24 protein-coding genes are annotated in these 24,832 nt (G+C 66.4%); 10 read left to right on the plus strand and 14 right to left on the minus strand.

The features are described from left to right. The first annotated feature begins 134 nt into the window (after positions 1 to 134). Positions 135 to 1,052 (plus strand): AraC family transcriptional regulator, encoded by a 918-nt coding sequence (locus AVKW3434_RS12660; protein ID WP_284406118.1) that lies wholly within the window; start codon positions 135 to 137, stop codon positions 1,050 to 1,052. A 192-nt stretch (positions 1,053 to 1,244) separates the two neighbouring features. On the opposite strand, the gene AVKW3434_RS12665 is transcribed toward AVKW3434_RS12660, so the two are convergent. Continuing rightward, entirely contained in the window at positions 1,245 to 1,637 is a 393-nt protein-coding gene (locus AVKW3434_RS12665) for a VOC family protein (RefSeq protein WP_284406119.1), read from the minus strand. 33 nt (positions 1,638 to 1,670) lie between these two features. After that, positions 1,671 to 2,393, minus strand: a complete 723-nt coding sequence (locus tag AVKW3434_RS12670) for a helix-turn-helix transcriptional regulator (protein WP_284406120.1) — start codon at positions 2,391 to 2,393, stop codon at positions 1,671 to 1,673. 278 nt (positions 2,394 to 2,671) lie between these two features. Between AVKW3434_RS12670 and AVKW3434_RS12675 the strand changes: the two genes are divergently transcribed. Next, positions 2,672 to 2,977 carry a helix-turn-helix domain-containing protein gene (locus AVKW3434_RS12675; protein WP_284406121.1) on the plus strand — a complete coding sequence of 102 codons (306 nt, stop codon included), beginning with the start codon at positions 2,672 to 2,674 and terminating at the stop codon, positions 2,975 to 2,977. 255 nt (positions 2,978 to 3,232) lie between these two features. On the opposite strand, the gene AVKW3434_RS12680 is transcribed toward AVKW3434_RS12675, so the two are convergent. Genes AVKW3434_RS12680 through AVKW3434_RS12690 form a run of 3 tightly spaced genes read right to left on the minus strand, consistent with a single transcriptional unit; the run spans position 3,233 to position 6,864 of the window. Next, positions 3,233 to 4,618 (minus strand): aminotransferase class V-fold PLP-dependent enzyme, encoded by a 1,386-nt coding sequence (locus tag AVKW3434_RS12680; protein WP_284406122.1) that lies wholly within the window; start codon positions 4,616 to 4,618, stop codon positions 3,233 to 3,235. Beyond that, positions 4,578 to 5,744 carry a trans-sulfuration enzyme family protein gene (locus AVKW3434_RS12685; RefSeq protein ID WP_284406123.1) on the minus strand — a complete coding sequence of 389 codons (1,167 nt, stop codon included), beginning with the start codon at positions 5,742 to 5,744 and terminating at the stop codon, positions 4,578 to 4,580. Before AVKW3434_RS12685 ends, AVKW3434_RS12680 begins: the two co-directional genes overlap by 41 nt. 22 nt (positions 5,745 to 5,766) lie before the next feature. Next, positions 5,767 to 6,864, minus strand: a complete 1,098-nt coding sequence (locus AVKW3434_RS12690; protein WP_284406124.1) for a Bug family tripartite tricarboxylate transporter substrate binding protein — start codon at positions 6,862 to 6,864, stop codon at positions 5,767 to 5,769. Between the two features lie 44 nt (positions 6,865 to 6,908). On the opposite strand from AVKW3434_RS12690, the gene AVKW3434_RS12695 reads away from it, so the two are divergent. Further along, positions 6,909 to 7,802, plus strand: a complete 894-nt coding sequence (locus AVKW3434_RS12695; protein WP_284406125.1) for a LysR substrate-binding domain-containing protein — start codon at positions 6,909 to 6,911, stop codon at positions 7,800 to 7,802. Positions 7,803 to 7,895: 93 nt separating this feature from the next. On the opposite strand, the gene AVKW3434_RS12700 is transcribed toward AVKW3434_RS12695, so the two are convergent. Further along, the gene (locus AVKW3434_RS12700) at positions 7,896 to 8,318 is read right to left on the minus strand and encodes a putative quinol monooxygenase (RefSeq protein WP_284406126.1); all 423 of its coding nucleotides are present in this window, start codon (positions 8,316 to 8,318) and stop codon (positions 7,896 to 7,898) included. A gap of 136 nt (positions 8,319 to 8,454) precedes the next feature. On the opposite strand from AVKW3434_RS12700, the gene AVKW3434_RS12705 reads away from it, so the two are divergent. Both AVKW3434_RS12705 and AVKW3434_RS12710 read left to right on the plus strand, forming a co-directional pair. Continuing rightward, complete coding sequence (locus tag AVKW3434_RS12705; RefSeq protein ID WP_284406127.1) at positions 8,455 to 9,396, plus strand: AraC family transcriptional regulator; 942 nt, start codon at positions 8,455 to 8,457, stop codon at positions 9,394 to 9,396. Positions 9,397 to 9,870: 474 nt separating this feature from the next. After that, on the plus strand, positions 9,871 to 11,493 hold the full coding sequence (locus AVKW3434_RS12710; RefSeq protein WP_284406128.1) for a surface layer protein NpdA: 1,623 nt from the start codon (positions 9,871 to 9,873) through the stop codon (positions 11,491 to 11,493). Between the two features lie 115 nt (positions 11,494 to 11,608). Here AVKW3434_RS12710 and AVKW3434_RS12715 read toward each other — a convergent pair whose 3' ends face one another. Beyond that, on the minus strand, positions 11,609 to 12,001 hold the full coding sequence (locus AVKW3434_RS12715) for a YkvA family protein (protein WP_272568402.1): 393 nt from the start codon (positions 11,999 to 12,001) through the stop codon (positions 11,609 to 11,611). A 97-nt stretch (positions 12,002 to 12,098) separates the two neighbouring features. Between AVKW3434_RS12715 and AVKW3434_RS12720 the strand changes: the two genes are divergently transcribed. Next, positions 12,099 to 13,151 (plus strand): sensor histidine kinase, encoded by a 1,053-nt coding sequence (locus AVKW3434_RS12720; protein ID WP_284406129.1) that lies wholly within the window; start codon positions 12,099 to 12,101, stop codon positions 13,149 to 13,151. A gap of 41 nt (positions 13,152 to 13,192) precedes the next feature. On the opposite strand, the gene AVKW3434_RS12725 is transcribed toward AVKW3434_RS12720, so the two are convergent. Further along, complete coding sequence (locus AVKW3434_RS12725) at positions 13,193 to 13,807, minus strand: putative glycolipid-binding domain-containing protein (protein ID WP_284406130.1); 615 nt, start codon at positions 13,805 to 13,807, stop codon at positions 13,193 to 13,195. A 234-nt stretch (positions 13,808 to 14,041) separates the two neighbouring features. Between AVKW3434_RS12725 and AVKW3434_RS12730 the strand changes: the two genes are divergently transcribed. Continuing rightward, the gene (locus AVKW3434_RS12730) at positions 14,042 to 14,587 is read left to right on the plus strand and encodes a GNAT family N-acetyltransferase (protein ID WP_284406131.1); all 546 of its coding nucleotides are present in this window, start codon (positions 14,042 to 14,044) and stop codon (positions 14,585 to 14,587) included. Between the two features lie 26 nt (positions 14,588 to 14,613). Here the strand turns inward: AVKW3434_RS12730 and AVKW3434_RS12735 are convergent, their stop codons facing one another. Then, complete coding sequence (locus AVKW3434_RS12735) at positions 14,614 to 15,330, minus strand: Crp/Fnr family transcriptional regulator (RefSeq protein ID WP_284406132.1); 717 nt, start codon at positions 15,328 to 15,330, stop codon at positions 14,614 to 14,616. Positions 15,331 to 15,450: 120 nt separating this feature from the next. Here AVKW3434_RS12735 and AVKW3434_RS12740 point away from each other — a divergent pair, with 120 nt between their 5' ends. The 3 genes from AVKW3434_RS12740 (at position 15,451) to AVKW3434_RS12750 (ending at position 17,775) form a co-directional block, all read left to right on the plus strand. Then, positions 15,451 to 16,053: an HD domain-containing protein gene (locus AVKW3434_RS12740; protein WP_284406133.1), complete on the plus strand. Its 603-nt coding sequence runs from the start codon at positions 15,451 to 15,453 to the stop codon at positions 16,051 to 16,053. A 61-nt stretch (positions 16,054 to 16,114) separates the two neighbouring features. Further along, positions 16,115 to 16,882, plus strand: a complete 768-nt coding sequence (locus AVKW3434_RS12745) for a class II aldolase/adducin family protein (protein WP_284406134.1) — start codon at positions 16,115 to 16,117, stop codon at positions 16,880 to 16,882. A 14-nt stretch (positions 16,883 to 16,896) separates the two neighbouring features. Beyond that, positions 16,897 to 17,775 carry a bile acid:sodium symporter family protein gene (locus tag AVKW3434_RS12750; protein ID WP_284406135.1) on the plus strand — a complete coding sequence of 293 codons (879 nt, stop codon included), beginning with the start codon at positions 16,897 to 16,899 and terminating at the stop codon, positions 17,773 to 17,775. Between the two features lie 140 nt (positions 17,776 to 17,915). Here AVKW3434_RS12750 and AVKW3434_RS12755 read toward each other — a convergent pair whose 3' ends face one another. The 5 genes from AVKW3434_RS12755 to AVKW3434_RS12775 form a co-directional block, all read right to left on the minus strand. Then, the gene (locus AVKW3434_RS12755; RefSeq protein ID WP_284406136.1) at positions 17,916 to 19,550 is read right to left on the minus strand and encodes a methyl-accepting chemotaxis protein; all 1,635 of its coding nucleotides are present in this window, start codon (positions 19,548 to 19,550) and stop codon (positions 17,916 to 17,918) included. A 218-nt stretch (positions 19,551 to 19,768) separates the two neighbouring features. After that, a complete protein-coding gene (locus tag AVKW3434_RS12760; RefSeq protein ID WP_284406137.1) occupies positions 19,769 to 21,016 on the minus strand; it encodes an MFS transporter in 1,248 nt (415 codons plus the stop codon). Positions 21,017 to 21,060: 44 nt separating this feature from the next. After that, entirely contained in the window at positions 21,061 to 21,897 is an 837-nt protein-coding gene (locus AVKW3434_RS12765) for a putative hydro-lyase (protein WP_284406138.1), read from the minus strand. 201 nt (positions 21,898 to 22,098) lie between these two features. Beyond that, positions 22,099 to 23,007 carry a LysR family transcriptional regulator gene (locus AVKW3434_RS12770; RefSeq protein WP_284406139.1) on the minus strand — a complete coding sequence of 303 codons (909 nt, stop codon included), beginning with the start codon at positions 23,005 to 23,007 and terminating at the stop codon, positions 22,099 to 22,101. Between the two features lie 28 nt (positions 23,008 to 23,035). Next, complete coding sequence (locus tag AVKW3434_RS12775) at positions 23,036 to 24,769, minus strand: phosphoethanolamine transferase (protein ID WP_284406140.1); 1,734 nt, start codon at positions 24,767 to 24,769, stop codon at positions 23,036 to 23,038. Positions 24,770 to 24,832 lie beyond the last annotated feature (63 nt).

Consider the following 24,832-nt stretch of genomic DNA (forward strand, 5'->3'; position numbering starts at 1 on the left):
ATCCCCTCGCTGTGAGCGCAGCGTTGTACGCCGGCCAATTCGTTGTCTTGTAGCGCCGCTTGCGACCCTTGGGTTCACTCATCGGCTCAGGCTACCAGTTCTACTGCCGTGTTTGTGCAACAAAGCCCGACGAATTGACGCAAGCGGTCTTGCGCTACACAGGCACCACGCACCAACGGACGGGCGGCATCACCGCCACGCCGGTGCACGGCCTGTACCTGGTTCGGCGCACGGCGCCGAGCGCGTTGGAGCATGCGGTGGAGCAGCCTCTGGTGTGCTTGGTGCTGCAGGGCCGCAAGCGGGTCGCCATGGGCAGCCGCACGGTGTCCTATGCGGCGGGCGACACGATGATCGTCACGGCCAACGTGCCCACGGCGAGCCGCATCAGCCAGGCGAGCATCGCCCAGCCCTATCTGGCCGTTGCACTGGAGCTGGACCCGGCGGTGATCACCGATCTGGTCTTGGGCTTGCCGGGGCGCGATGCGCCTCCCGCCACGCCCGACGTGACCGACGTGACCGACACGGGCGATGAGGATGATCTGCGCGATGCCGTGCGCCGGCTGGTGCGGCTGCTGGACCGGCCTGAATCGCTCGCGGTGCTCAAAGAGGGCTTGGTCCGCGAGATTCACCATTGGTTGCTGCGGGGCCGCCAGGGCGCTGCGATTCGCCAACTGGGCTTGCCCGACAGCCACGCGCGCCGCATCGCGCGCGCCGTGGCAATCCTGCGTGCCGAGCCCACGCAGCCGGTGCGCATCGAGCGCCTGGCCGCAGCGGCGGGCATGGGCCGCTCGGCGTTTCACCTGCACTTTCGTGCCATCACTTCGCTGTCGCCGCTGCAGTTCCACAAGCATCTGCGGTTGATGCAAGCACGCCGCCTGATCCTGTCGCTGGGCAAAAGCGTGAGCCAGGTCGCTTTCGAGTTGGGGTATGAAAGCGCCTCGCAATTCAGCCGCGAATACGCGCGAATGCATGGCCAGCCGCCGACGAAGGACAAGCGGGCTGCCTCTGAGCGTTTCGGCGCGGCCAGCGCTGCGCGCATTGCCAAGCGTTAGTCGCTGGTTGCGCATTCCAGTGATGAGGACCGGTCAGTTCAGCACTATGAACACCCACGGCAGCTATCCTCACACAGCGGCCGCAAGCGGCCAGGCGCGGTCGTTGATCATCGGCTGATTATGGGCAACGCATTTATCGCGTCCTTCCTCGAGGGGATGCCTCGGCAGCGGCGGCTGCCGCTTTCCAGCCACTCAGCGTTGCGGATCCGCGGACGTGACACGCGGGCGGGAAAATATGTTGACGAGGCTTCCATCCGGATCCCTCAGCAACAGAGAGCGATTGCCCCATGGCATGACGGTGGGCTCCTGCACGATCACCGCCGTGCTGCCGAGCGACGACAGTACACGGTCAACCTCGTCGACTTCGAATTCGAGGATTGCCGAGCGGTTGGCCGCGGCCGGTGCGGCGCCTGCATTGAAGCGCTGGATCAGACGCTCCGCGCTGATCGCAAGGGTCGCTCCGGGAAGTCGAATCTCGGCGAAGCCATCGGCGAGACGAACGGCGGCGACGCCGGAGAGCTGTGTGTAGAACGTGATGAGGCGCTCGACGTCGAATGTGACAAGGCGGACTGAGGCGAATTTCATGGGGACTCATTTGTTGTTGAAAGAGTCTCCAGATTAGAGGGGCGCACTGTCAGGTTCTGGCAGGATCGTGCGGCCGCTCGCTTGCAGCGCTCGGCGCCAGTCGTTCAACATCATCTCTGGTGATCTCGGCGCGAGTTCGTCGAGCAATTCGATGCGCGCAATGCGATCGGCTCGGAAATTGCGAAAGTCGGCCCGCAACTCGCACCATGCTGCGAGCACCCGTGCTTCCTCGAAATAGACCAACGCGAAAGGCCAGACCACGCGCTCCGAGTTCGCATCGTGCTTGTCGCGATACAGCAGCCGCATCTTGCGGCCCGAGCGAATGGCGGTGCGCAGCAGCTCGAATCCGACGGCGTCGACGGACGATCGCGCGCTGGCGCCAACAAGCAATGCAGACGTCTCCAACTCGCGCCGCAACGCAGCTGGAAGAACTGCGGCAATCCGCGTTGCCGCTTCTCGCGCGCCGTCAGCTAGCGCCGGATCTCCGCGATCGGCGACCCACCTCAGCCCCAGCATCAGGGCCTCGACTTCGGCAGACCGAAACATGAGCGGAGGAAGCACGAAGCCCGGCCGCAGCACGTAGCCGACTCCAGCCTCGCCCTCGATCTCAGCGCCTTGGGCCTTCAGGCTCGAAATGTCGCGATAAAGCGTCCGCACGCTGACGGTCATTTCGTCGGCCAGCGTCTGTGCGCTCACGGGGCGACGATGGCGGCGCAAGACTTGCAGGAGGTTTAGCAGACGTTCGGAACGCGACATGCGTGGGATGATAGGCAACCTACAGGCGGCAAGCATGGTGGAGCACAGCTTGGCGCCCCCCGGGTTACGACGTCAGCGAAGCGGCAACTGCCCGTCGCATGCATCCGGGCTGCCCGTCAGGTCCGTTAGGTATCGGGCAGGCCGCTTCGAACCAGCAAGCCGGTAGCGCAATCGATCACTGCACGGCCGGAATAAGAAACGATCAAAAGAAGCTCACATTGGAGCTGCAATCCGAGCGCTCTAAGACCGCCCACAACGATTCTGTGAGCTTTCCCCCCATGACCCAGACCCTGCCCGCGAAGCCGGTGCCCATCGAGCGCCTGGGCGCAGCGGCGGGCATGGGCCGCTCGGCGTTTCATCTGCACTTTCGTGCCATCACTTCGCTGTCGCCGCTGCAGTTCCAAAAAGCACTGCGGTTGATGGAGGCGTGCCGCCTCATCCTGTCGCGGGGCAAAAGCGTGAGCCAGGTCGCTTTCGAGGTGGGGTATGAAAGAGCCTCGCAGTTCAGCCGCGAATACGCCCGAACGCACGGGCAGCCGCCCACGCGGGACAGGCGGCAGGCGCCCGACCGGTGGACGCGGTGAACGCGGTGAACGCCGTGGACGCGGCCAGACGCCAGCCCATCGGCTCCGCGTTCTGTTGCTATTAAAAATGTAGCGGTATGCGCTAGTGCTGATTGCACTGGGGCCCGATTTCATTCAAACCCCATTTGCTGACCGAGCGCCATCCAATTGAACGATCTCAACCCGGTTCAATTCGAGGAGCGGCAGCGCTCCAAGGGCTAGGCAAAGCGTCCGCAAAACTGGGGGAAGCCCCGTTCAGACAGTGGCCCCCCCAACTCAAGCCAACAGATTTCGCTCCGCCTGAATGGCTGCTACCAAGCGGTCCAGCTCTTCGGTGGTGTTGAACAGCGATGGGGTCACCCGCATCACAGGCCCGGAAGCCAACCCTGACTTCGCGACCACCAGAACGCCGTGCTTTGAGATGAAGCGCTCCTGGACCTTGCGCGCCTGCTCCATGGTGCGCAGGCCCGCTAAGCGAAATGCGCTGATCGCGCCATAGTTGTCGCGCTCCTGCGGCAGCATGAGTTCGACACCAGGCACATCCCGCGCCCTGCTGACCCAGTAGTCGCGCAGGGCGCGCAAATGGGCGAACTTGCGTTCCAGGCCGATGCGCTCTTGCACGGCCAAGGCCTTGGGAATGCTGAGCCGGGCTGCCACGTCCACGGTGCCTGTCGGAATGCGCGAGCGCAGGTCCTCCGCTTTGTAGATCTTGTTGCCCAGCCACTGCTGGATGTCTGCCTGTCTTTCCTTCCTGATGTAGATGGCGCCGGTACCCAGCGGCGCGGCCACCCATTTGTGCAGCGAAAAACCGACGAAATCCGCGCCATAGGTCTTTACATCGAAGGGCATATGGCCCACCGCCTGGGCACTGTCCAGAATGACATCGACGCCCCGCGCTTTGGCCATGGCCACGATCTCGGCGACTGGTGGCACAAGGCCGTTGCGGTTGGAGACATGGGTCAGCAGCAGCAACTTGGCGCGCGGTGTGTTGCGCAAGATGCTGTCATAGGCTTGCAGCACATTGGCGCGGGTGTGGGGCTCAGGCAGATTGAAGCGCACGACCTTGGCGCCCCGGCTCTGCTCCAGATAGTCCATGGCGTACTGCATTTCGTCATAGTCGGTGTCGGCATAGATCACCGCGTCACCCGCGCTGAGCGGCCGGTAGTTGACGATGAGTGAATACAGGGCCTCCGTCCCCCCGCCGCACAGCGTGACCTCGTCTTGTGTGGCGCCGATGAGGTGGGCCACTGCTGCGCGCGACTTGTTGAGTTCGGGATCGCGCGGAATGCCTTGTACCGCGCTGCGCAGGAACGTGGAGTTGTACCGGTTCACCCACATCGAACGCTCGAAGTAATGGGCTTGAACCTCACGGGTCATGGCCCCGTAGTACGCCGCGTCCAGGTTGATCACCGTGCGGTCCACGTCGTAGAGCCCGGCCAGTTCCATTTGCAGTGCGCTGGAGCCTGCGGCGGCAGACATCGAAGTTGCGCCAGTGCCTGTCGTGGCAGGCGTCGTTGCGGATGCAGTGCCCATGGCCGCCGCCAGTGAGCTGGCGGTGGCGTAGCGGAAAAAGTGGCGTCGTTCAATCATGGATGGCTCTTTTCTCTCTAGGGCTTGGAGGTCAGGACGGCAGTGCGCCAGCGGCATGCAGCGCTTGCTCAAGGTCTGCGATGAGCTTGCCCGAAGGCTCCAGCCCAATGGACAGTCGGACGATGCCCGCACTGAATGCGCAGTGCTTGCGTTTGCGTTGCTCTGTTTCGGGGTAGTACGCCGCCAGGCTGTGAACTCCGCCCCAGCTGGCCCCAATCTGGAACACCCGCAGTGCCGAGAAGAACTGGTGAATGGCGGCATCACCGTGGAAGTGCGGAACAAAAGACAGCACGCACCCACCACCGGTGAACGAAGCTGCCCAGCGCGTGTGGCTACGGTCTCCGGGGCGCGGCGGAAAGAGGACCTCTGTCACCGCGTCATGGCTGGTGAGCGCCGAGGCCACGGCCAGCGCACTGGCGCACTGGTGGGAATAGCGTACTTCCAGCGTGTCCATGCCCCGCAGGGCGAGGAAACAGTCTTCGGCACTCACCGCCTGCCCCAGAACACTCTGCGTGGTCCGAAACGCCTCGTACAGCGATCGGCTGTCCGTTGCGATGGTGCCGAGGAGCAGATCGGAGTGACCGCTCAAAAGTTTGGATGCAGCTTCCACCACGATGTCCACGCCCACTGGAATGCCGCGAAACCCGAGGGGGGAGGCCCAGCTGTTGTCGAGCACCGTGCGCACGCCCGCTGTCCGGGTCACCTCCACGATGGCCGGAATGTCCTGCATCTCCATCGTGATAGAGCCTGGGGATTCGAGAAACACCAGCTTGGTTTGGGGGCGCAGCAAGCTCGCAAGGTCGGCCCCGGCCAAGGGATCGAATGTGTCGTGTTCTATGCCGAAGCGCTGCAGGTAGTCGCGGGCGAAGGTGCGCAGTGGACCATAGGCGGAGTCTGCGACGAGCACATGGTCTCCCGCCTCGAGCAGGGAAAGGGCGATCAAACACAGCGCCGCTTGCCCGGAAGGGACGGCGACACAATGGTGGGCTCCTTCCAGCGCCGCCACCCTTTCTTCCAGCGCGCGCGTGGTGGGGGTGCCAGTGACGCCGTAGGTGTAGCCGTCAAACAGGCGGTCTTTGCGGGAAGTGAAGTCTGCGACGGTGTCGAACAGGACGGTGGAGGCGCGCCAGACGGCGGGTGACAGGCTGCGAAACTGGTCGTTGGGCGCTTCGGGAGAAACCTGGGCTTGTGGGGGCATGCGGATGGCTCTTGCTGGCTGCTTATTCGGGCTTGATGCCCAGGCTGTTGACCACCTTGGCCCATTTGATGGCTTCGGCGCGTATGAAGGCCTGGGCCTCATCGGGAGAGCAACTGCCCAGCTGGATGGCAAGGCTGGAGATCCGGGACTGCACCTGCTTGTCCGCCAGCGCAGTGACCGTCGCCTTGTGCAGCGCGGTGATGATGGGCTTGGGCACTTTGACCGGCGCCACCAACGCCCACCACTGTCCAAAGTCCATGGTGTTCAGCCCCAGCTCGCTGGCAGAGGGCACATTCGCAAGCTGTGGCACGCGCCGATTGCCCGTCACCATCAGGGGCACGATTTTTCCGGCACTGAACAGGCTGCTCGCGCTTGCCAAGGTGCAAAAGTGACCGCTCAGAACACCCGCCGCCACATCGGTCAATGCGGGCGCTGAGCCTTTATACGGAATCATCTGCAATTCCAGCTTGGCCTCTTTGGCGTACAGACCCGCCGCCAGATGGCTGATGCTGCCCGTGCCGCTGGTGGCGATGCTCAGAGGCTCCGCCGCCTTTTTCGCATCGGCCACGAATTTCTGGTGCTGCCCAGCCTGGTACTTCTGCGCGTCCACGAAAAGGACCAGGGGAGAGACGCCGAGCGTGGAGATCGCCGCCGCGTCGTTCATGATGTCGTAGGGCATCTTCTGATAGATCGACGGTGCAATCGCGTGCGCCAGTTCGATGATGGCCAGCGTGTACCCGTCCGCCGCCGACTTCACCATCGCGTCCACACCCAGGCGGCCTGCAGCGCCGGGACGGTTGTCGATCACCACCGGTTTGCCCAGCCCATCGGCCATGCTCTGGCCGACTGCACGGGCCAGCACATCGGTGCTGCCGCCCGCAGACCAGGGCACGATCAGTTTGATGGGCCTGTCGGGGTATGGCGCCTGCGCCCACAGCGAAGCACCGGGCAGCAACATCACTGCGCTGGCCGCACCCCCCTTTTGCAACAACGATCTGCGATCCATGGCTGTGGTCCTTTCAATGTTGGTGGGGCCGACCCACCAGCACCATGGGGCAGTGCGCGTGTTTCGTAGGCCGGTGAATGAGAGAACTTTAGAATCCAGATCGATAACAATCAATGATGCAACCGATGTGGTCTATGCACAAAGCTGATAGGTGGTGAATGAACTTTCGTCAGATCGAAGCCTTTCGCGCGGTGATGGTGACGGGCTCTGCGTCCCGCGCTGCAGACCTGCTGCAGATCAGCCAACCGGCCATCAGCCGCAGCATTCTGGAGCTGGAGAAGACAACCGGGTTCGCGCTGTTCGACCGGGTCCGTGGTCGGTTGGTGCCCACCGCCGAAGGCCATCTCTTCTTTCGTGATGTGGAGACCACGTTCCAGGGCCTGGACAGACTGCGGATCAGCGCAGCGCGTATTCGGGACTTTGGGACGGGCGACATCCGCATTGCCAGCCTGGCGGCGATGGGATCGACCCTTGTGCCCCATGCGCTGCGCTTGTTTCGGCAAAAGCACCCGTCGATTGCTGTCACCTTGCAGGTGGCCAGCTCAGCCACCGTGCGCGAGCTGGTGGTGAGCAGCCGTTTCGAGGTCGGTCTGGCTGCTGACGAAATCGATGTTGCGGGACTGGAGCACCAGTTGTTCGCCACGCCCAAAGCAGTCTGTGCCATGCCCGAGGGTCACAGGCTGTGCGCGCGCAAGGTGGTCAAGCCAGAGGACCTTCACGAGGAGGCCTTCATCGCGCTCTCGCCGGAGGACACTGTGCGCAGAAAACTGACGCGAATTCTGGAGGCAAGCGACGTCAGGCCCAAGGTGGTGGCAGAGACCCCCAATTCATCCACCGTGTGCGCGCTGGCGATGGAAGGGCTGGGCGTGGGGCTGGTCAACCCCTACGCCACAGACGGCTATGCGGCCCGGGGCGTGGTGTTTCGCCCATTCTCGGCAGCGCTGCACTTTCGAACCTTGCTGATCTTTCGGCCGGATCTTCCCAAGTCACGCATCGTGCGTGACTTGGCGGCTTGTCTGCTGAGTGCGCGCAACGCCAAAGCAGATCGGTGAACTCCCGATGGATGTGAAATGCGTCCACGTTTGCTGAACAGATGACCCCAACCAGCCTGTTTTGCCTTATTTGACAGTCAGCCTCACGGCTTTTTACTCATCCCGGCAATAAGAAAAATAATCCTTGCTCATCAACACATCCACGCGATGCACCTGGGCCGCCTCAGCAAGGATCGCATTCATCCGCGCCACGTCGCGAAAGATATCGCCCCCTCCGCCATCGACATGCGCCTGCCGCCCCGCCAGATCGGGAAACGCTTCGAAGATCGCAAAACGTCTTTCCGAAAACCGAACGGCGAACCACGGACCCGTGGCGGGTTCGGCTTCGACGCAGGCCCGAATGTCCTGCAGCATCTGCACCACCGCCTCCTCCTGACCGGGGCGGGCCTCGATCTCGATGAAGAAGGCCTTGCGGCCCTCGGCGCCTTGTTCTCCCAGCACCTGCACACCCCGGTGCGGTGCGCGGGCAGGTTCGGCGGCGGGCGGGTTCTCTTGCGGGGGCTGCAGCGGAGTCATGGGTGCCTTTCGGGGTTCGGTGCAACGCAACGACTGTAGGGTCGCGCCCACTCCGTTGCGTGCCCGAAGATCGGCATTCCTTGCCTGATCGTCCAGGCCGGTTGTGCCGGGCCGGCCTTCCTGGCCAGAATGCGCCATGGCGGGCAACGAATTGACGCAAGCGGTCTTGCGCTACACAGGCACCACGCACCAGCGGACGGGCGGCATCATCGCCACGCCCGTGCACGGCCTGTACCTGGTTCGGCACACGGCGCCGAGCGCGTTGGAGCATGCGGTAGAGCAGCCCCTGGTGTGCCTGGTGCTGCAGGGGCGCAAGCGGGTCGCCATGGGCAGCCGCACGATGTCCTATGCGGCGGGCGACACGATGATCGTCACGGCCAACGTGCCCACGGCCAGCCGCATCAGCCAGGCCAGCATCGCCCAGCCCTATCTGGCCGTTGCCCTGGAGCTGGACCCGGCGGTGATCACCGATCTGGTCCTGGGATCGCCAGGGGGCGATGCGCCTCCCGCCGCGCCCGACGCGGCCGACACGGGCGATGAGGAGGATCTGCGCGACGCCGTGCGCCGGCTGGTGCGGCTGCTGGACCGGCCCGAATCGCTCGCGGTGCTCAAAGCGGGCTTGGTCCGGGAGATCCACCATTGGTTGCTGCGCGGCCGCCAGGGCGCGGCGATTCGCCACCTGGGCCTGCCCGACAGCCACGCGCGCCGCATTGCGCGCGCGGTGGCGATCCTGCGGACCGAGCCCGCGCGGCCGGTGCGTATCGAGCAACTGGCAGCGGCGGCCGGCATGGGCCGCTCGGCGTTCCATCGGCACTTTCGGGCCATCACCTCGCTGTCGCCGCTGCAGTTCCAGAAAGCGCTGCGGTTGATGGAGGCGCGGCGGCTGATCCTGTCGCAGGGCAAGAGCATGCGCCAGGTCGCTTTCGAAGTGGGGTACGAGAGTGCCTCGCAGTTCAGCCGCGAATACGCCCGCATGCATGGTCAGCCGCCGATGAAGGACAAGCGGCAGGCATCCGGCCGGGTCGGCCTGGTCGGCGCCGTGAGCGGTGTGGGTGCCGTGGGCGCCGCCACGCGGTAGCCCGCGGGCCCCGCATCCTGTTGCTATTAAATATGTAGCGGTATGCCCTAGTGTGGATTGTGCTGGGGGGTGATTTCATTCAAACCCCATTCCTCGCTGCGCAGCGCCGGCCTGTGGTGTCCCCGTGCCGGGCGCATGTTCGCTGCCGGTTCTTCTGTTAAAAACCTCCACGCCGTGTGAACAATCGGTTACGTCAACCCTGCATTGGTGGGTAGAGGGAAGCCCGGCCGCCCATGTAAAAAGCACGCTGCAAGGGGCCGACGCCTGAGCGGGCACGATCCTGCAGGTTCTGGCGGGTCTTCCCGGGTCTTCCACTTCCCGGCCCTGAATCGAATTCTGCTTCCCCACGCCTGCAGCCTGTGTTCTGCGGGTGTCTGCATGCATCGGCATTCGTCCTGTCGTGCGCCAGCCTTTCGCATGTCGCGTGGGCAGGCACACGCGTGCCGCCTCACTCAACCCGCTACCGGAGAAACCATGAAAATCAAAACCCTTTCTCAGGCTTTGGCAGCCGTGCTCGGCACATTCGCGCTGGCCAGTGCCTCGCCTGCCGCCGTGATCGTGGGCACCGGTGCCCGCCCTTCCAGCACCCAGTTGGGCGCGACCACCGCGGTCGGTTTCAAGAAGGAAGAGGGCCAGCCCGGCCATGCACTGCTGGTGCCTTACTTCACGGCGCAGAACGGCCAGATGACCGTGCTGCACCTGATGAACACGGACATCGATAACGGCAAGGTGGTCAAGGTGCGGTTTCGGGGGGCCAACAACGGCGATAGCCTGCTGAGCGTGCATGTGTTGATGTCGCCCGGCGACATGTGGACGGCCGCGGTGACGGCCAATGCCGATGGCACCGCGCAACTGACCACGGGCGACCGGTCCTGCACGCTGCCACGGCTGGCCACCGGTGTGCCACAACGCTTTTCCACGGACCGTCTGGATCCTGGATGGACCCCCGACATCACCGCGGCCCACACGCGAGAAGGTGCCATCGAAGCCATCGTGATGGCCGACATTCCGCAATTGCGCGTCTACGGCGCCGACACCGCGAGCAATTCGGCACTGTTCAAAGCCATCAAGCAGGTGAACGGCATTGCGCCTTGCACCGTGGACGACTCCGCCGTCAATGCGGCCCTGATGTCGGAGGCCAACAGCGAAGCCGTTGCCGCGGGCCGCGGCCTTGCTGGCCCAACGGGCCGGCTGGCGGCCACGTGGTACATCATGGATGTGCTGGGCTCCACCACGTTCTCCGGCCCTGCCACTGCGATCCAGGCCGTTGACGGTGCAGGTGATTCCGCGCGCGGCAACTACATGCTCTTTCCGCCCACGGACGCGGAAGTGGTCCAGCCGGAGCGCTACACCTCCGACCCGTTGCTGGTCTCCGCAGGCCTGGCGTTTCGCGACAAGGACATGCCCGGCAACACGTCCCGGCCGACGACCGCGCCTGTGCTGACCGCCCGTTCCAACGACTTTCCTGATCTGTCCACCCCCGTCTACCTGCCGCCCACGGCGACCAACGCGGCCACGACGGCGGCTGACCTTTCCCGGCTGTTGACGGTGGCCGGATTCAGGAACCAGGTGGTTCTCGATGCTTCGATATCGGCCCGCACGGACTGGGTCGTGGCCACCCCCACCAAGCGCTACAGCGTGGGCAAGGACTACCGCCAGTCGGACCCCGCGGACCAGCGGGTGTATTCCGTGGTGCCTCCCTTGCGCACGAGTTTGCAGTATTTCCATTCGGGCAATACGGAAGTCGGCCAGAGCATCTGCAGCATGCCCGGCACGTGGGAGCTGTGGATGGCCGATCGCGAGGCGACCTTCACCGTCCGCTACAACGCGAACTTCCCCATCGAGAAGAATGAAAGCTGCGGCGCAGTCTCCGTATTCACTTTCAGCGACTCGAATGTGCTGTCCTCCACGGTCAACCGCAGGCGGCTGAACGGTTCGTTTCGGGAAGGCTGGGCGGGCATGACGACTTCGGACAGCAATGGCATTCCGGTCATCGGTGCATCGTTCATCAAGCTGACCAATCCTGGCGTCGCGCCGGGCGTCGCGGGCAACTATGGGCTGAGCTTCCCCCACATCAGAAGGTTGCCCGTGAAGTGATGGCGCGAGACCTGTAGCGTCGGCCGGTGCGGTCTCTGCGGAAAAATTATTTCAATGCGCTGCATGCGAAGGCCCACGCGCAGGGCCTGCGCCGGGCAGGCAGAAGGCAGGGGCGCTACCACCTGTCCCGAAGCAGCAGGTAGCCCAAGGCTCCAGCCCCCAGCCAAACCACGAGAACCAAGACCACACCCGCTCGGCTCCGGGGCTTGCGGCCCTCCGTTCGCATCCATTCGTCTGCCTGGCTTCGGCACGACATCAGCACGGGTGCGGGCAGCAGTTTCACGGTGAGCCAGATCAGCGCCGGCAGCACGATGACATCGTCCAGGTAGCCCAGGACCGGAATGAAGTCCGGGATCAGGTCGATCGGGCTGAGCGCATAGGCCACGACGACCACGCCCAGCGCTTTCGCATACCACGGGGTGGCGGGGCTTTTGCAGGCGAACCAGAGCGTGACGCCGTCTCGCTTGATGCGCCAGGCCCAGGCCTTCAGGGTTTCGTGGACGGACATGGTGCGGGCAGGGGTTGGTAGACCGATTTTGTGGCAGAACCCGCAGAGCGCCCGCGGCACGGCAAAGAGGGGCCAAGGCCCTGGCATCATCGCGCGCATGAATCGTCACTATCTGACCGCCGTCGCCGCCGTGGCGGCAGCGCTGCTGTTGCGCTACCTGCTCAATCCGGTGCTGGGGCAGCAGGGGCCGTACCTCATTTTGACGGTGCCGATCGTGGTGGCTGCGATCTATGGAGGGTTCAGCCCGGCACTGCTGGCCACGGTGCTGGGCACGTCGGTGGGCACGTACCTGTTCATCGAGCGCGGCGCTGGTTTGCGCGAGGTGCTGCAGCCAGAGAACGTGGCCCGGCTCCTGCTTTTCCTGGCGATCGGCCTGGGCATCGGTCTGATGGGCGGGCAACTGCGGCGCTCGCGCGTGGCGCTGGCCGAAAAGATGCAGCAACTCAAAGCCAGCAACCGTGCCAAGGACAACGCCATGGCCATCCTCGGCCATGAGATCCGCAACCCGCTGTCCGCCATCCATTCCGCGCAGGCGGTGTTGCAGCGATCGCCCGGCGATGAAAAAAGGGTGCTGCGGGCCAGCGAGATGATTGGCCGCCAGGTGGCGCAACTCACGCGCATGGCGGACGACCTGCTCGACCTGTCCGGGCTGATGCGCGCAAGCCCGCCGCCGAAGGTGCCGGTGGATCTGCAGCAGGTGCTGCGACAGGCGCTCGAGCAGAGCGCGCCGCTGGTGGCCAAGAAGGGCCACCGGCTCGACGCCGATCTGGGCGATGCGCCCGTGGTGGTCACTGGCGATGCGCTGCGGCTGGTCCAGGTGTTCGCCAATCTGTTGACCAACGCCGCCAAGTACACCGATCCCGGTGGCGAGATCGCCCTGCAGGTGCAATGGCGCGGCGAGCGCCAGGTGGCGGTGGCGATCCGGGACAACGGCGTGGGCCTGCCTCCAGGCTCCGTGGCCGACTTGTTCGAGCCGTTCGTCCAGGCGCCGGGCGCCGCCTCGAATGCGGAAGGCGGGCTGGGCCTGGGACTGGCGATCGTGCGCAAGATCGTGCTGGCCCACGGGGGCGAGGTGGTGGCCGAGAGCCAGGGACTGGGCCTGGGAAGTGAGTTCACGGTGGTGCTCCCCCTGGCCCGCACGGGTGCTTGAAGGCGCCGCCGCCCGGCGCGGCAGCCCGCGCTGCACCAGGGTCAGGAGGCCGGTCGGATGCGTTCGAAGAGGCCTTCATAGCGCTCGACGAAACCGTTGGCGTCCACCGTCAGGAGGGCTTCGAATCCCCTGAAAAGGCCCAGGTCCACATAGCGCAGCTGCCTCGGTCCGAGCCGGTCGTACCGCTGCCGCGACCGCGTGACGGTCCACTCCAGTGCGTCGATGAAGGCGGTTTCCAGGCGGAGGCTTTTGCCGGTGGACAGCGGCGTGCGCAGGATCGGGAAGGTGTTGCAGAAAGGGGTCGCGGACAGGTCGGGTTCTCCGGCGCCGTCCAGATCGGTGCGCGGCTTGCCGTCGACGGTCCAGCCGCTGCCGTTGCGTTCGAGCGCCAACCGCCGGTGGCCGTTGGCGTTCCAGCGCTCGACCTCGACCGACTGCGTGTGCCAGTCGGGTGTGATCCGCCAGCGATGGGTGAGCTGGAAGCCGCCGCCCTCCAGGCCGATCACCGTGGACGATGCGGTGATGCCGTCGTGCGCGACGTGCAGCGCCAGCCGCTCCAGGCTGGCATTGGCCGTTCCGCGCCAGAACAAAACGGATGTGCCGGGTGTGGCGCAAGCGGGTGTGGGAGTGGGGTCGGAAGCAGGGGCGATGGGCATGTGCGGGCTCCTTCAGGCGGCTGCACCGGCGAAGAAGCCAGGTCCGCGGTTTCGGTTCTGGTGCAGGATGGTGCGCAGATTCCATTAAGATGGAAACATATTCCACTTTACTGGACGAGGCGATGGTGGCATGAAAGGCAACAGGGCCGGCGGGCCGCTTTCGCAGGGCGTTCTGCCGATGCCGCCGGATTGTTCCAAAGCGCTGAAGTCCGCCCGCCGTTCGGCATGTTCCCCATGAATCACACCCCCATCCCCGAGGTTCGACTGATCGACTGCGACGAGGCCGCCCATGCGGGGGCAATTCTCGACATTCTGAACGAGGCCATCGCTCATTCGACGGCCCTCTACGACTATGCGGCACGCCCGCCATCGGCGATGTCTGCCTGGTTCGCCACGAAGCGCGCGAACGGCTTTCCCGTGGTGGGAGCGGTCGACGCGCAAGGCGCGTTGATGGGTTTTGCCTCCTGGGGCGCGTTCCGGGCGTTTCCGGCCTACAAGTACACGGTGGAGCACAGCGTCTACGTGCACAAGGACTTCCGAGGGCGCGGGCTGGGCGCGCTGCTGATGCGAACCCTGGTGGAGCGCGCCGGGGCGGCGGGCCTGCATGCGATGGTGGGCTGCATCGATGCGGCCAACGAGGGGAGCATCCGGCTGCACCGGCAATTGGGGTTCGTCCACACGGGCACGATGCCGCAGGTGGGGTTCAAGTTCGGCCGGTGGCTGGATGCGGCGTTCTACCAGCTCACGCTGGAGACGCCGCTCGATCCGGTCGACGGTTAATCCGGCGGGGGCATGAGTGCGCGGGCTCAGCCCGCGCCGCCCACGCGCTGCAGCGCTTCCAGGTGCAGCAGTTCGATGCGCCGGTAGCGCAGGCCGATCAGGCCTTCCTGCGCCAGGGCGTTGAGTTCTTTCGACAGGGTCTGCCGCGTCACGCCGAGCATCATGGCCAGCGCCTCCTGCGGCACGGCCACGCTGGGCCGCAAGGTGGCGGACTGGGTGGCGTCGCCGCGCGCCAGGGCCAGCAGGCGGTGCACCACGCGCACGCGCAGCCCGCGCAGGGTGGCGTCTTCCATCATGCTGTACAGGCTCCGCACCCGGGAGGCGAGCAGGGTGGCCATGGCGTTGGCGAACACGGTGTCGGCCATCTGCGCGGCGAAGGCGGCGGGCGGCACCACGAGCAGATCGACCCCGGTGAGCGCGGTGGCGTCGTGCGTGCGCGGCGAGCCGTCGATGAGGGTGATCTCGCCGAACCAGTTGCCCGGCTCCAGCAGCACCAGGATGGCTTCGCGCCCGTCGTCGCGCAGCGTGGAGATCTTGAGGGTGCCGGCCAGCAGGCCGTAGAACCCGCTGCCGGCCGCGCCCACCGGGTCGCCCTGGCGAAAGGGCATGGCGCCACGCTGCAGGTGCACCAGTTCCGCCGTGCCCAGCAGGCCATTGCGCTGCGCGGCGGGCAGGGCCGCGAACCAGGGATTGCCTTCCATGGTACGGCGTTGGGCGGGTGACAGCGGGGGCGTGTGGGGCATGCAGGGCGGTGTGCGGTCCGGCGCGGGCGGGTAAACCAAGGGGTCGAACTGTCAATTATTGGACAGTTGGCGGGGCAGGGCGCGCCTACAGTGGCCCGGTTCCCCCACGGAGACAACACGATGCAGACCCCAAAAAAGGCGACCTTCGTGCGCATGCAGGACAGCACGCGCGAGGACTGGCAGACCATCGGCGGCGAGTTCATGCAGTTCTCGCGCGGCCTGGCGGACCGCGTGGCGGCGCACCTGCGCATCCTGGAAGGCGACTACGGCGGCTTTCCGGTGGACCGGTATACCCATTCGCTGCAGACCGCCACCCGCGCGCTGCGCGATGGCCAGGACGAGGAGTACGTGGTGTGCGCGCTGCTGCACGACATCGGCGACACGCTGGGCTCGTTCAACCACCCCGACATCGCGGCCGCCATCCTGCAGCCGTTCGTGAGCGAGGCCAACCACTGGATGGTCCAGCACCACGGCATCTTCCAGGGGCACTATTTCTTTCACCACATCGGGCTGGACCGCCACCTGCGCGACCAGTTCGCGGGACACCCGCACTACCAGCAGACAGCCGAGTTTTGCGAGCGCTACGACAACCCGGCGTTCGACCCGCACGCGGAGACGCTGCCGCTCGACACCTTCATGCCGATGCTGCGGCGCGTGCTGGCCCAGCCGCGCCAGAGCCTCTACAAGGCGGCGCTGCAGCCGCCGCAGCCGGCCGCCGCCTGACGGCTGCCGGCTGCCGGCTGCCGCCGCCCTCTTTCCCATGCACCCACCCCAAGGAATGTTCATGAATGCGATCGCCCCGTCCGAAGTCCGGCAACTCGTGTCTGCCGAAGAGTGGCAGTTGCGCGTCGATCTGGCCGCCTGCTACCGCCTGGTGGCCCTGCACGGCTGGAGCGACCTGGTGTTCACCCACATCAGCGCGCGGGTGCCGGGGCCGGAGCACCACTTTCTCATCAACCCCTACGGCCTGATGTTCGACGAGATCACGGCGTCCAGCCTGGTCAAGGTGGATTCGCAATGCAACAAGGTGATCGACTCGCCCCACCCGGTGAACCCGGCGGGCTTCGTGATCCACAGCGCGGTGCATGCGGCGCGCGACGACATCCAGTGCGTGCTGCACACCCACACCCGCGCCGGCATCGCCGTGAGCGCGCAAAAGGACGGCGTGCTGCCCATCAGCCAGCAGTCGACCTTCGTGCTGGCCTCGCTGGCCTATCACGACTACGAAGGCGTGGCGATCCGCGACGACGAGAAGACCCGCCTGCAGGCCGATCTGGGCCACGCCAACTTCCTCATGCTGCGCAACCACGGCCTGCTCACCTGCGGCAAGACGGTGGCGGATGCGTTTCTGGCCATGTACACGTTCGAATCCACCTGCCAGATCCAGATCGCCGCGCAGTCGGGCGGCGGGGAGCTGACGCGGGTGCACCCGCAGATCGTGCAGGGGGTGGGCCATGCGATGAAGGTGCAGACGGGCGGCCTGGGCGGGCAGTTCGTCTGGCCCGCGCTGATCCGCAAGCTCGACCGCACCGATCCGGGCTACCGCGACTGAGCGCGGCGGCCCCGATGGACAGCACCCTCATCGTCACGTGCTTTCTGTTCGGCGCGCTGGCGCTCGTCATGTTCGGGCTCGGGCTCACCCTGCGGGTGGCCGACTTCCGGCGGCTGCTGCACAGCCCCAAGGCCGTGGGCATCGCGCTCGGCCTGCAGGTGATCGGCCTGCCGATCCTGTGCTACGCGATCATCCGCGCCTTCGGGTTGTCGCCGATGTTCGCCATCGGCCTCATGCTGCTGGCCGCGTCGCCGGGCGGCATCTCGGCCAACCTGTTTTCTCACCTGTTCGGCGGCAACGTGGCGATGAACATCTCGCTGACGGCGGTGAACACGCTGCTGTCCATCGTCACGCTGCCGATCATCGCCAACGCGGCCATCGCCCACTTCGCCCAGAGCGGGCAGGTGGTGCCGATCCAGACCGGCAAGCTCCTGGAGGTGATCGCCATCGTGCTGGTGCCGGTGGGGTTGGGCATGGCCGCGGCGGCCCGCTGGCCGGCCTTCGCGGCGCGCATGGAAAAGCCGATGAAGGTTTTCAGCGCGCTGGTGCTGGCGGTGGTGTCCATCCTGTCGATTGCCAAGGAGTGGAGTTCGATCGCGAGCACCTTCGCCGAGATCGGGCCGGCGGTGCTGGTGTTCAACCTGGCGAGCCTGCTGTCCGGCTACTACCTGAGCCGCGCGGCAGGGCTGGACAAGCCGCTGGCCACCGCGGTGAGCTACGAGATCGGCATCCACAACTCGACGCTGGCCATCTTCATCGCACTGAGCGTGCTGGGCAGCTACACGCTGGCGCTGCCCGCGGCCATCTACTCGGTGCTGATGTACATCACGGCGCCGCTGTTCGGCTGGCTGCTGCTTCGCCGTCCGGCGCCTGCGGTGCCGGCTCAGAATTAGTGCGCCTGCGGTGCCGGCTCAGAGCTATAGCGCCTGCGGTGCCCGTTTCACGCGAGGGTGCCGCTGTGCACACCACCCAGAACCATCTGCCCCCCGCGGGCCGCCGGCGCCGTGCCGGCCGGCCCGCGCTGCGGGCCTGGTCAGGCGCGCAGCAGGCGGGTGGAGGGCCGTGGCGAGACCTTGGGCGCCGGGGCCGGCGTGGGGTGGTGCTCGGCCGCAAGGGCGGCGGCCTCGCCCAGCTGGAACACGGCCAGCGCCTCGCGCAGCACGGCCACCTGCGAGGCCATGGCCGAGGTGGCGGCACTGGCTTCTTCCACCATGGCGGCGTTCTGCTGCGTCATCTCGTCCATCTGCGAGACGGCGCGGTTCACCTCTTCGATGCCGGCCGTCTGCTCCACGTTGGCCGAGGCGATGCCTTCCATCAGGCCCGAGATGCGGTGCACGGACTCGACCACTTCGCCCATGGTCTTGCCGGCTTTCTCGACCAGCTCGGAGCCGGCGTGGACCTCGTTGACCGATTCGCTGATGAGGGTCTTGATTTCCTTGGCGGCGGCCGCGCTGCGCTGGGCCAGCCCGCGCACTTCGGAGGCCACCACGGCGAAGCCCCGGCCCTGCTCGCCGGCACGGGCGGCTTCCACCGCCGCGTTCAGCGCCAGGATGTTGGTCTGGAAGGCGATGCCGTCGATCACGCCGATGATCTCGTTGATCTTGCGCGAGCTGGCGCTGATGGAGCGCATGGTCTCCACCACCTGGTTGACCACCTGACCGCCCTGCACGGCGGTCTGGGCGGTGCTGGAGACGTACTGCGCGGCCTGGCGGGCGTTGTCGGCGTTCTGGCGCACGGTGGCGGTCAGCTCTTCCATGCTGGAGGCGGTCTGCTGCAGCGAAGAGGCCTGCTGCTCGGTGCGGCGCGACAGGTCGCCGTTGCCCTGGGCGATCTCGCTGGCCGCATGGTCGATGGTGCTGGTGGCCTGCTGGATGCGGTGCAGGATGCTGGCGAGCCGGTCGCGCATGAAGCCGATGGCGTACATCAGGCTTTGTTCGTCGCGGGCGCGCAGCGGGATCTCCGCCTGCAGGTCGCCGTCGGCCATGCACATCGCGGCGCCGGCGGCGGCGCGCGGCTCGCCGCCCACGGAGCGTTCGATGTCGCGCACCACCAGCCCGGTGAGGGCCGAGATCACCAGCCCCAGCAGGGCCAGCAAGCCGATCGCGCGGTACAGCGAGGCGCGGTAGGCCTGTTCGATGTCATCGACGTAGTCGCCGGCCACCAGGTCCCAGTTCCAGGGCTTGAAGCGCACCACGTAGCCGATCTTGGGGCTGGGGGCGTCGCTGCCCGGGCGCGGCCACCAGTATTCGAGGAACCCGCGGCCCTGCGCGCCGGCGGCGGCGATGTTCACGTAGAGCAGGTTGCCCTTGGCATCCTTGAAGGCAATCATGTTCTTGCCGTTCAGCTCGGGCTTGATGGGGTGCATCGCCATGATCGAGTCGGAGCCGATCACGGTGACGTAGCCGTCCTTGCCGTAGCGCTGCGAGGCGATGCGCGCCAGGGCGGCGCTGCGGGCTTCCTCCTGGCTCATCTTGCCGGCCTGGGCCTGCTTTTCGTAATCGCTGGCCACGGTCAGCGCCATGTCGGTGATGTCGGAGAGGGCCGATTGCCGGGCCTGGTACTGGATCTGCCGGGTCTGCCACGCGTTCACGAAGGTCAGTGCCAGCAGCCCCAGCAACGCGAGGACCAGCGGGAGCCAGAGCTTTTGCCGCAAGGTCAGTTTTTTCATGGAAGGGGTCCTTTCAGGAGGGCGTACGGAAGGCATTGGGATGGGTCGCAGTATGGCCGTGAACACCCCTTCTCTGGCAGTCGGGCTACCCCTTTCTGTCGGGTGTTCGCAACGGTTTGATACATATGCAAGTTACGTGCTCGATCCGCACCCTGCGGCCTGCCACCCGGCGAAAACGGGGCTTCCTTTTGCGCGTTTCCGCACCGCGCAATGCCGGCTCAGTGGATGGGCGCGGCCTCGGCGCCCAGCTCCCGGCCCAGCGTTTCGGGCAGGGCGAGCGCCGCCACGATCACCAGCCCGTAGCAGATGGCGGTGATCCAGCCGATGGTCTGCCCCAGCGGCAGCGTGTTGCTCAGCGTGCCCACCAGCGCCGGGCAGATGGCGCCGATGGCGCGGCCGAAGTTGTAGCAGAACCCCTGGCCCGAGCCCCGCACGTCGCTGGGGAACAGTTCTGACAAAAATGCGCCCATCCCCGAGAAGATGCCTGACAAAAAGAACCCCAGCGGAAAGCCCAGCACCAGCATCCAGGCGTCCGTGATCGGGATCTGCGTGTAGGCCAGCACCAGCGCCATGCCCATCGCCGCGAACAGGATGAAGCAGCGGCGCCGGCCGATCACGTCCGACAGCCAGGCGCTGGCGAGGTAGCCCAAGAACGAGCCGGCGATGAGCACCAGCAGGTAGGTGCTGGTGCCCAGCACGGACAGGTGCCGCTCGGTTTTGAGGAAGGTCGGCAGCCAGGTGGTGACCGAGTAGTAGGCGCCCTGCATGCCGGTGGCCAGCAGGCTGGCCAGCACCGTGGTGCGCAGCAGCGAGGGGTGGAAGATGCGCAGGAAGCTGCCCTGCGTGCCGGCGGCGCGGGCACGGGCCTGGGCCGCCAGGTACACCGGCGGCTCCTGGATGTTGCGGCGGATGTAGATGATGAGCACGGCGGGCACGATGCCGATCCAGAACAGCACCTTCCAGGCGATCTCCGGCGGCAGCACCGAGTACACGCCCCAGAACGCCAGCGCCGAAGCGGCCCAGCCCACGGCCCAGCTGCTTTGCACCAGCCCGGCCGCCTTGCCGCGGTGCTTGGCCGACATGGTCTCCGCGATCAGCACCGAGCCCACGGCCCACTCCCCGCCGAAGCCGAAGCCCTGCATGGCCCGGGTGAAGAACAGCTGGCCGAACGATTCGGTGAAACCGCTCAGGAAGGTGAACAGCGTGAACCACAGCACCGTCCACTGTAGCACCCGCACGCGGCCGTAGCGGTCGGCCAGCACCCCAGCCGCCCATCCCCCGATGGCGGAGGTGAGCAGCGCGCCGGTGGCGATGTAGCCGGCCTCCGCCTTGGACATGTTCCACGCGGCCAGCAGCGTGGGGATGAGGAAGGTGTAGATCATGTAGTCGAAGCCATCGACGCCATAGCCTGCGAAGGTGGCGGCCAGGGTGCGCCGCTCGGTGGGGGAGGTGTGCCGGAGCCACATGGTGCGAAGTCTTTCTTGGAAGGGGTGGGACAGGAAGGGCGGCGTCAGGCGGTCACCAGATCGCGGTTGAGCAGATCGGTGACCAGCATGTGCCCCGGCGCGTGGGTGATGCAGAAGGCGGGGCGGGCTGCCGCGATGGCGGCCTGGGGCGTCACGCCGCAGGCCCAGAACACCGGCAGCTCGTGCGGCTGCACGCTCACGGCGTCGCCGTAGTCGGGCCGGGACAGGTCGTGGATGCCGATGAGCGCCGGGTCGCCCAGGTGCACGGGGGCGCCGTGCACCTGCGGCATGCGCGAGGTGATCTGGATGGCGCGGATGGCGTCCGCGGCCGCCATGGGGCGCATGGAAACGACCAGCGGCCCGCGGAACGCGCCGCTGGGCTCGGTGGCGCGGTCGGTGCGGTACATGGACACGTTGCGGCCCTGGTCCACGTGCCGCAGGGGAATGCCGTCCGCCAGCAGCGCGTGCTCGAACGAGAACGAGCAGCCTATGGCGAAGGTCACAAGGTCGTCGCGCCAGTGGGCGAAGAGGTCGGTGGGCGCGTCCACCTGCACGCCGTTGCGCCACACGACATAGCGGGGCAGGTCGGTGCGGATGTCGATGTCCGCGCCCAGCGCGGGCAGGGCGGGCGAGCCGGGCTCGCTGACCGCCAGCACCGGGCAGGCGCGCGGGTTGCGCTCGCAGTAACGTTGGAACTCGGTGGCCAGCGCCTGGGGCAGGATGGCCAGGTTGACCTGCACGTAGTCGCTGGCCAGGCCGCTCGTGTGGTCCGACAGGTGCCCGGCGCGGGCGGCCGCGCGCACGTCGCGGGCGGTGGACCGGGCGGTCAGCCCGGCGGCGGCGCCTGGGCCCGGACCGGGGGAAAGAACAGGGGATGGCATCGTCGTGAAAGCCCTGGAATGCGGGCCTGCGGTGGTGGCAATGCCGCGGATTCTGAAAGCCGCACGGCGGCGAATCCAACGCAAAATTTTGCGTTCACGTTATCGAAAAAATCGATGGCGGCCACTGAATTTTCAATATTGCGAAAAGCATGCCAATGCCATCCGGGCTTTCCCGGGGGCGCGTGCACTGCGACGGTGCGGTCAGCGCGGCGTGCGCTTTTTTCGGGCAGTCTGGGTCTGGGCCACGTACGCTTGGGCCGATTCCAGCACCGATTCGGTGATTCCCGAGCCGGGGTCTTCGCGGTAGCTGGCATGGATGGGCAGGGCGGTGAGCGCGCACGAAGCCCGCAAGATGTGCAGCGGCATGCGGTGCGACAGCCGCTGCGTCACGGCGCGCGGCAGCACCGCGATGCCGAATCCCGCTTCCACGAGTTGCAGCATGGCTGAAATCGACGAGATGGCGTGCATGCGCGGCACGGCCACGCCCGATTCCTGAAACAGCTGCAGCAGGCTCTGGTGCGGGTGCGAGCCCTTTTGGAAGGTGATGAGGTCGTGCTGCGCCAGCCGCTGCAGGTCGTACCGCCCCGCGGAGTGCAGGGTGCGGTGCCCGACGAACACCAGTTCCAGCGGCGGCATGGTCCGTGTGCGCACCGCGGTGTCGGTGGCGGGCAGGGAGGTGAACACCAGGTCCTGCGCCCCGCGCCGCACCTGGTCCACCAGCACGGGCGAGGTTTCCACGGTCAGCTCCAGCTCGAAGTCGGGGCGGGTCTTGCGCATCTCCTGCAGCCAGCCGGTGAGCCAGCTGCGCACGACCGATTCGATGGCCCCGATGCGCAGCGCCACCGGCGCGTGCGGGCTGGTGCCCAGTTCTTCCTTCACCTGCCGCTGCAGCTCCAGCAGGCGGACGGCCAGCAACTGAAATCGCTGCCCGGCGGCGGTGAGGCGGAACAGCCGCTCGCGCCGGTCCAGCAGGATCACGCCCAGTTCCTCCTCCAGCGCGGCGATGCGGCTGGACAGTGCGGACTGCGTGATGTGCAGCTTTTCAGCCGCCCGCGTGATGCTCTTGAGCGAGGCGGCCCAGTGGAAGGCTTCGACAAACCGCAGGTTCATGGGCGCGATTGTCGCCGCGGGGCGAGCGTCAGCCTGCGGCGGCAGCGCTCCGGCAGGTGGCGAACATGTCCTTCGATGCCTCGTAAACGCTGGTCTGCACGTCCATCAGCCCGAGGATGGAGTGAAAGTAGTTGTCGTGCGACAGTCGCCGCTCGCCCAGGTCCTTTTGCAGGCAGGCGGTGGCGGTGCGGGTGCGCGATTGCATGGCGGGCGACAGCCAGGTGATCCACGGCACGTGCTTTTGCACATCGGGCGCGATGGCGTAGGGCATGCCGTGCAGGTAGATGTTGTTCTCGCCCAGCGACTCGCCGTGGTCGGCCACGTACATCATCGCGGTTTGCGCGGTGCCCGACTGCGCGGCCAGCCACTGGATGGTGGCGTTGAGGAAATGGTCGGTGGACACGATGCTGTTGTCGTACGCGTTCACCACTTCCTGGCGCTGGCATTCCTGCAGCGCCGAGGTCCGGCATTCGGGCTGGAAGGGCTTTTGCGAAGGCAGGGAGCGCTTGAAATAGGCCGGACCGTGGCTACCCATCTGGTGCAGCACCACCACGGTCCCGCGGGCTCGCTGCTCGGCCGGCAGCGCCGCGATGCGGGCGTCCAGGCCCTTGAGCATCACATCGTCCAGGCATTCCTTGCCGTCCGCGCACCACTGGGGGTCGTCGGGCTTGGCCGAGGTGCTGGCCTCGGCCACGCGGTCGCACACGCCCTTGCAGCCCGACTGGTTGTCCACCCACAGCACGGCCAGACCGGCATGCTGCAGCACGTCCAGCAGCCCCTCGGAGCGGATGTGGCTGGCCTCGTAGGCGGTGCGCCCCAGGTTGGAGAACATGCAGGGCACGGATGCCGCCGTGCTGGTGCCGCAGGACCAGGCGTTGCGGGCGCTGACGAGGTCGTTGCGGGCGGACAGCTCGGGCGTCGTCGGGCGGCCGTAGCCGTTGAGGCCGAAATTGCCGCTGCGCCCGGTCTCGCCCAGCACCAGCACCAGCAGCGGCGGTTTGCCTTGGCCGGCATAGGACGCCCCCAGCCTGGCATCGCGCCCCAGCGGCATCAGCGGGCCTGCATCCCGGCGCAGGGGGCGCGCAGCGGCGTTGCCCACGGCATAGATGCTGTTCAGGGGGTTGATCAGGTAGCGCAACTGCGTGTGGTTGCGCATGGCCGAGGAAAAATCCTGGAACACCAGGAGGACCGAACCGGCGGCCAGGGCCAGCGAGCCCAGCAACAGCAGGCCGTGGAACACGATCTGCCGGGCAAAGCCGAGCGGCTTCACCCGGGTGCGTGCCAGCCACCACAGGGGTGGCACCGCCAGGGCCGCCACGGTGAGCGGCAGGCGCCAGTCGAGCAGGTCGGCGGCTTCGCGCGGATCGGTCTGCAGCACGTTGGTGACCATGCCGGTGTCGATCACGATGCCGTAAGCCATCATGAAATACGTGCCGAACGCGGCTGCCAGCACGGCCATGCCAAGCACCGGCTTGAGCAGCCGCCCCCAGGCTAGCAGACCGAGCACGGCAGCATTGGCGGCCGCCACGGCCACCATGAACATGAGCAGGAAGCCCCAGGCGCGCAACCCGCCCGATTCGTGCAGGCCCAGTACGATCTTCCACAGGTGCACGTTGCAGACGGTGGCCAGCCAGAGGCTGACCAATCCGATCACCGCAGCGGGATGCCATGGCCGCCGGGCGGGGGCGAAGGCGGGTTCGGGTTCGGATTCGGTGCGGGCGGCGGTAATAACCCGCAACGGTGGCTGCAAGATGTCAGGCATGGCGCGGATTCTTTTCCGCGTGCCTTAAGTCAAGATTAAGAGCCTCCTGTCGTTGTGGGCCCC

This window comes from Acidovorax sp. SUPP3434, from assembly GCF_030159015.1.
Taxonomy (GTDB): domain Bacteria; phylum Pseudomonadota; class Gammaproteobacteria; order Burkholderiales; family Burkholderiaceae_C; genus Paracidovorax.

What these genes read in the sequence shown, in the direction of transcription:
- AVKW3434_RS12665 (WP_284406119.1), bottom strand. Translation starts at nt 1,637, where the DNA reads ATGAAATTCGCCTCAGTCCGCCTTGTCACATTCGACGTCGAGCGCCTC.
- AVKW3434_RS12670 (WP_284406120.1), bottom strand. Translation starts at nt 2,393, where the DNA reads ATGTCGCGTTCCGAACGTCTGCTAAACCTCCTGCAAGTCTTGCGCCGC.
- AVKW3434_RS12675 (WP_284406121.1), top strand. Translation starts at nt 2,672, where the DNA reads ATGACCCAGACCCTGCCCGCGAAGCCGGTGCCCATCGAGCGCCTGGGC.
- AVKW3434_RS12685 (WP_284406123.1), bottom strand. Translation starts at nt 5,744, where the DNA reads ATGCCCCCACAAGCCCAGGTTTCTCCCGAAGCGCCCAACGACCAGTTT.
- AVKW3434_RS12695 (WP_284406125.1), top strand. Translation starts at nt 6,909, where the DNA reads ATGAACTTTCGTCAGATCGAAGCCTTTCGCGCGGTGATGGTGACGGGC.
- AVKW3434_RS12700 (WP_284406126.1), bottom strand. Translation starts at nt 8,318, where the DNA reads ATGACTCCGCTGCAGCCCCCGCAAGAGAACCCGCCCGCCGCCGAACCT.
- AVKW3434_RS12705 (WP_284406127.1), top strand. Translation starts at nt 8,455, where the DNA reads ATGGCGGGCAACGAATTGACGCAAGCGGTCTTGCGCTACACAGGCACC.
- AVKW3434_RS12710 (WP_284406128.1), top strand. Translation starts at nt 9,871, where the DNA reads ATGAAAATCAAAACCCTTTCTCAGGCTTTGGCAGCCGTGCTCGGCACA.
- AVKW3434_RS12715 (WP_272568402.1), bottom strand. Translation starts at nt 12,001, where the DNA reads ATGTCCGTCCACGAAACCCTGAAGGCCTGGGCCTGGCGCATCAAGCGA.
- AVKW3434_RS12720 (WP_284406129.1), top strand. Translation starts at nt 12,099, where the DNA reads ATGAATCGTCACTATCTGACCGCCGTCGCCGCCGTGGCGGCAGCGCTG.
- AVKW3434_RS12725 (WP_284406130.1), bottom strand. Translation starts at nt 13,807, where the DNA reads ATGCCCATCGCCCCTGCTTCCGACCCCACTCCCACACCCGCTTGCGCC.
- AVKW3434_RS12730 (WP_284406131.1), top strand. Translation starts at nt 14,042, where the DNA reads ATGAATCACACCCCCATCCCCGAGGTTCGACTGATCGACTGCGACGAG.
- AVKW3434_RS12735 (WP_284406132.1), bottom strand. Translation starts at nt 15,330, where the DNA reads ATGCCCCACACGCCCCCGCTGTCACCCGCCCAACGCCGTACCATGGAA.
- AVKW3434_RS12740 (WP_284406133.1), top strand. Translation starts at nt 15,451, where the DNA reads ATGCAGACCCCAAAAAAGGCGACCTTCGTGCGCATGCAGGACAGCACG.
- AVKW3434_RS12745 (WP_284406134.1), top strand. Translation starts at nt 16,115, where the DNA reads ATGAATGCGATCGCCCCGTCCGAAGTCCGGCAACTCGTGTCTGCCGAA.
- AVKW3434_RS12750 (WP_284406135.1), top strand. Translation starts at nt 16,897, where the DNA reads ATGGACAGCACCCTCATCGTCACGTGCTTTCTGTTCGGCGCGCTGGCG.
- AVKW3434_RS12755 (WP_284406136.1), bottom strand. Translation starts at nt 19,550, where the DNA reads ATGAAAAAACTGACCTTGCGGCAAAAGCTCTGGCTCCCGCTGGTCCTC.
- AVKW3434_RS12760 (WP_284406137.1), bottom strand. Translation starts at nt 21,016, where the DNA reads ATGTGGCTCCGGCACACCTCCCCCACCGAGCGGCGCACCCTGGCCGCC.
- AVKW3434_RS12765 (WP_284406138.1), bottom strand. Translation starts at nt 21,897, where the DNA reads ATGCCATCCCCTGTTCTTTCCCCCGGTCCGGGCCCAGGCGCCGCCGCC.
- AVKW3434_RS12770 (WP_284406139.1), bottom strand. Translation starts at nt 23,007, where the DNA reads ATGAACCTGCGGTTTGTCGAAGCCTTCCACTGGGCCGCCTCGCTCAAG.
- AVKW3434_RS12775 (WP_284406140.1), bottom strand. Translation starts at nt 24,769, where the DNA reads ATGCCTGACATCTTGCAGCCACCGTTGCGGGTTATTACCGCCGCCCGC.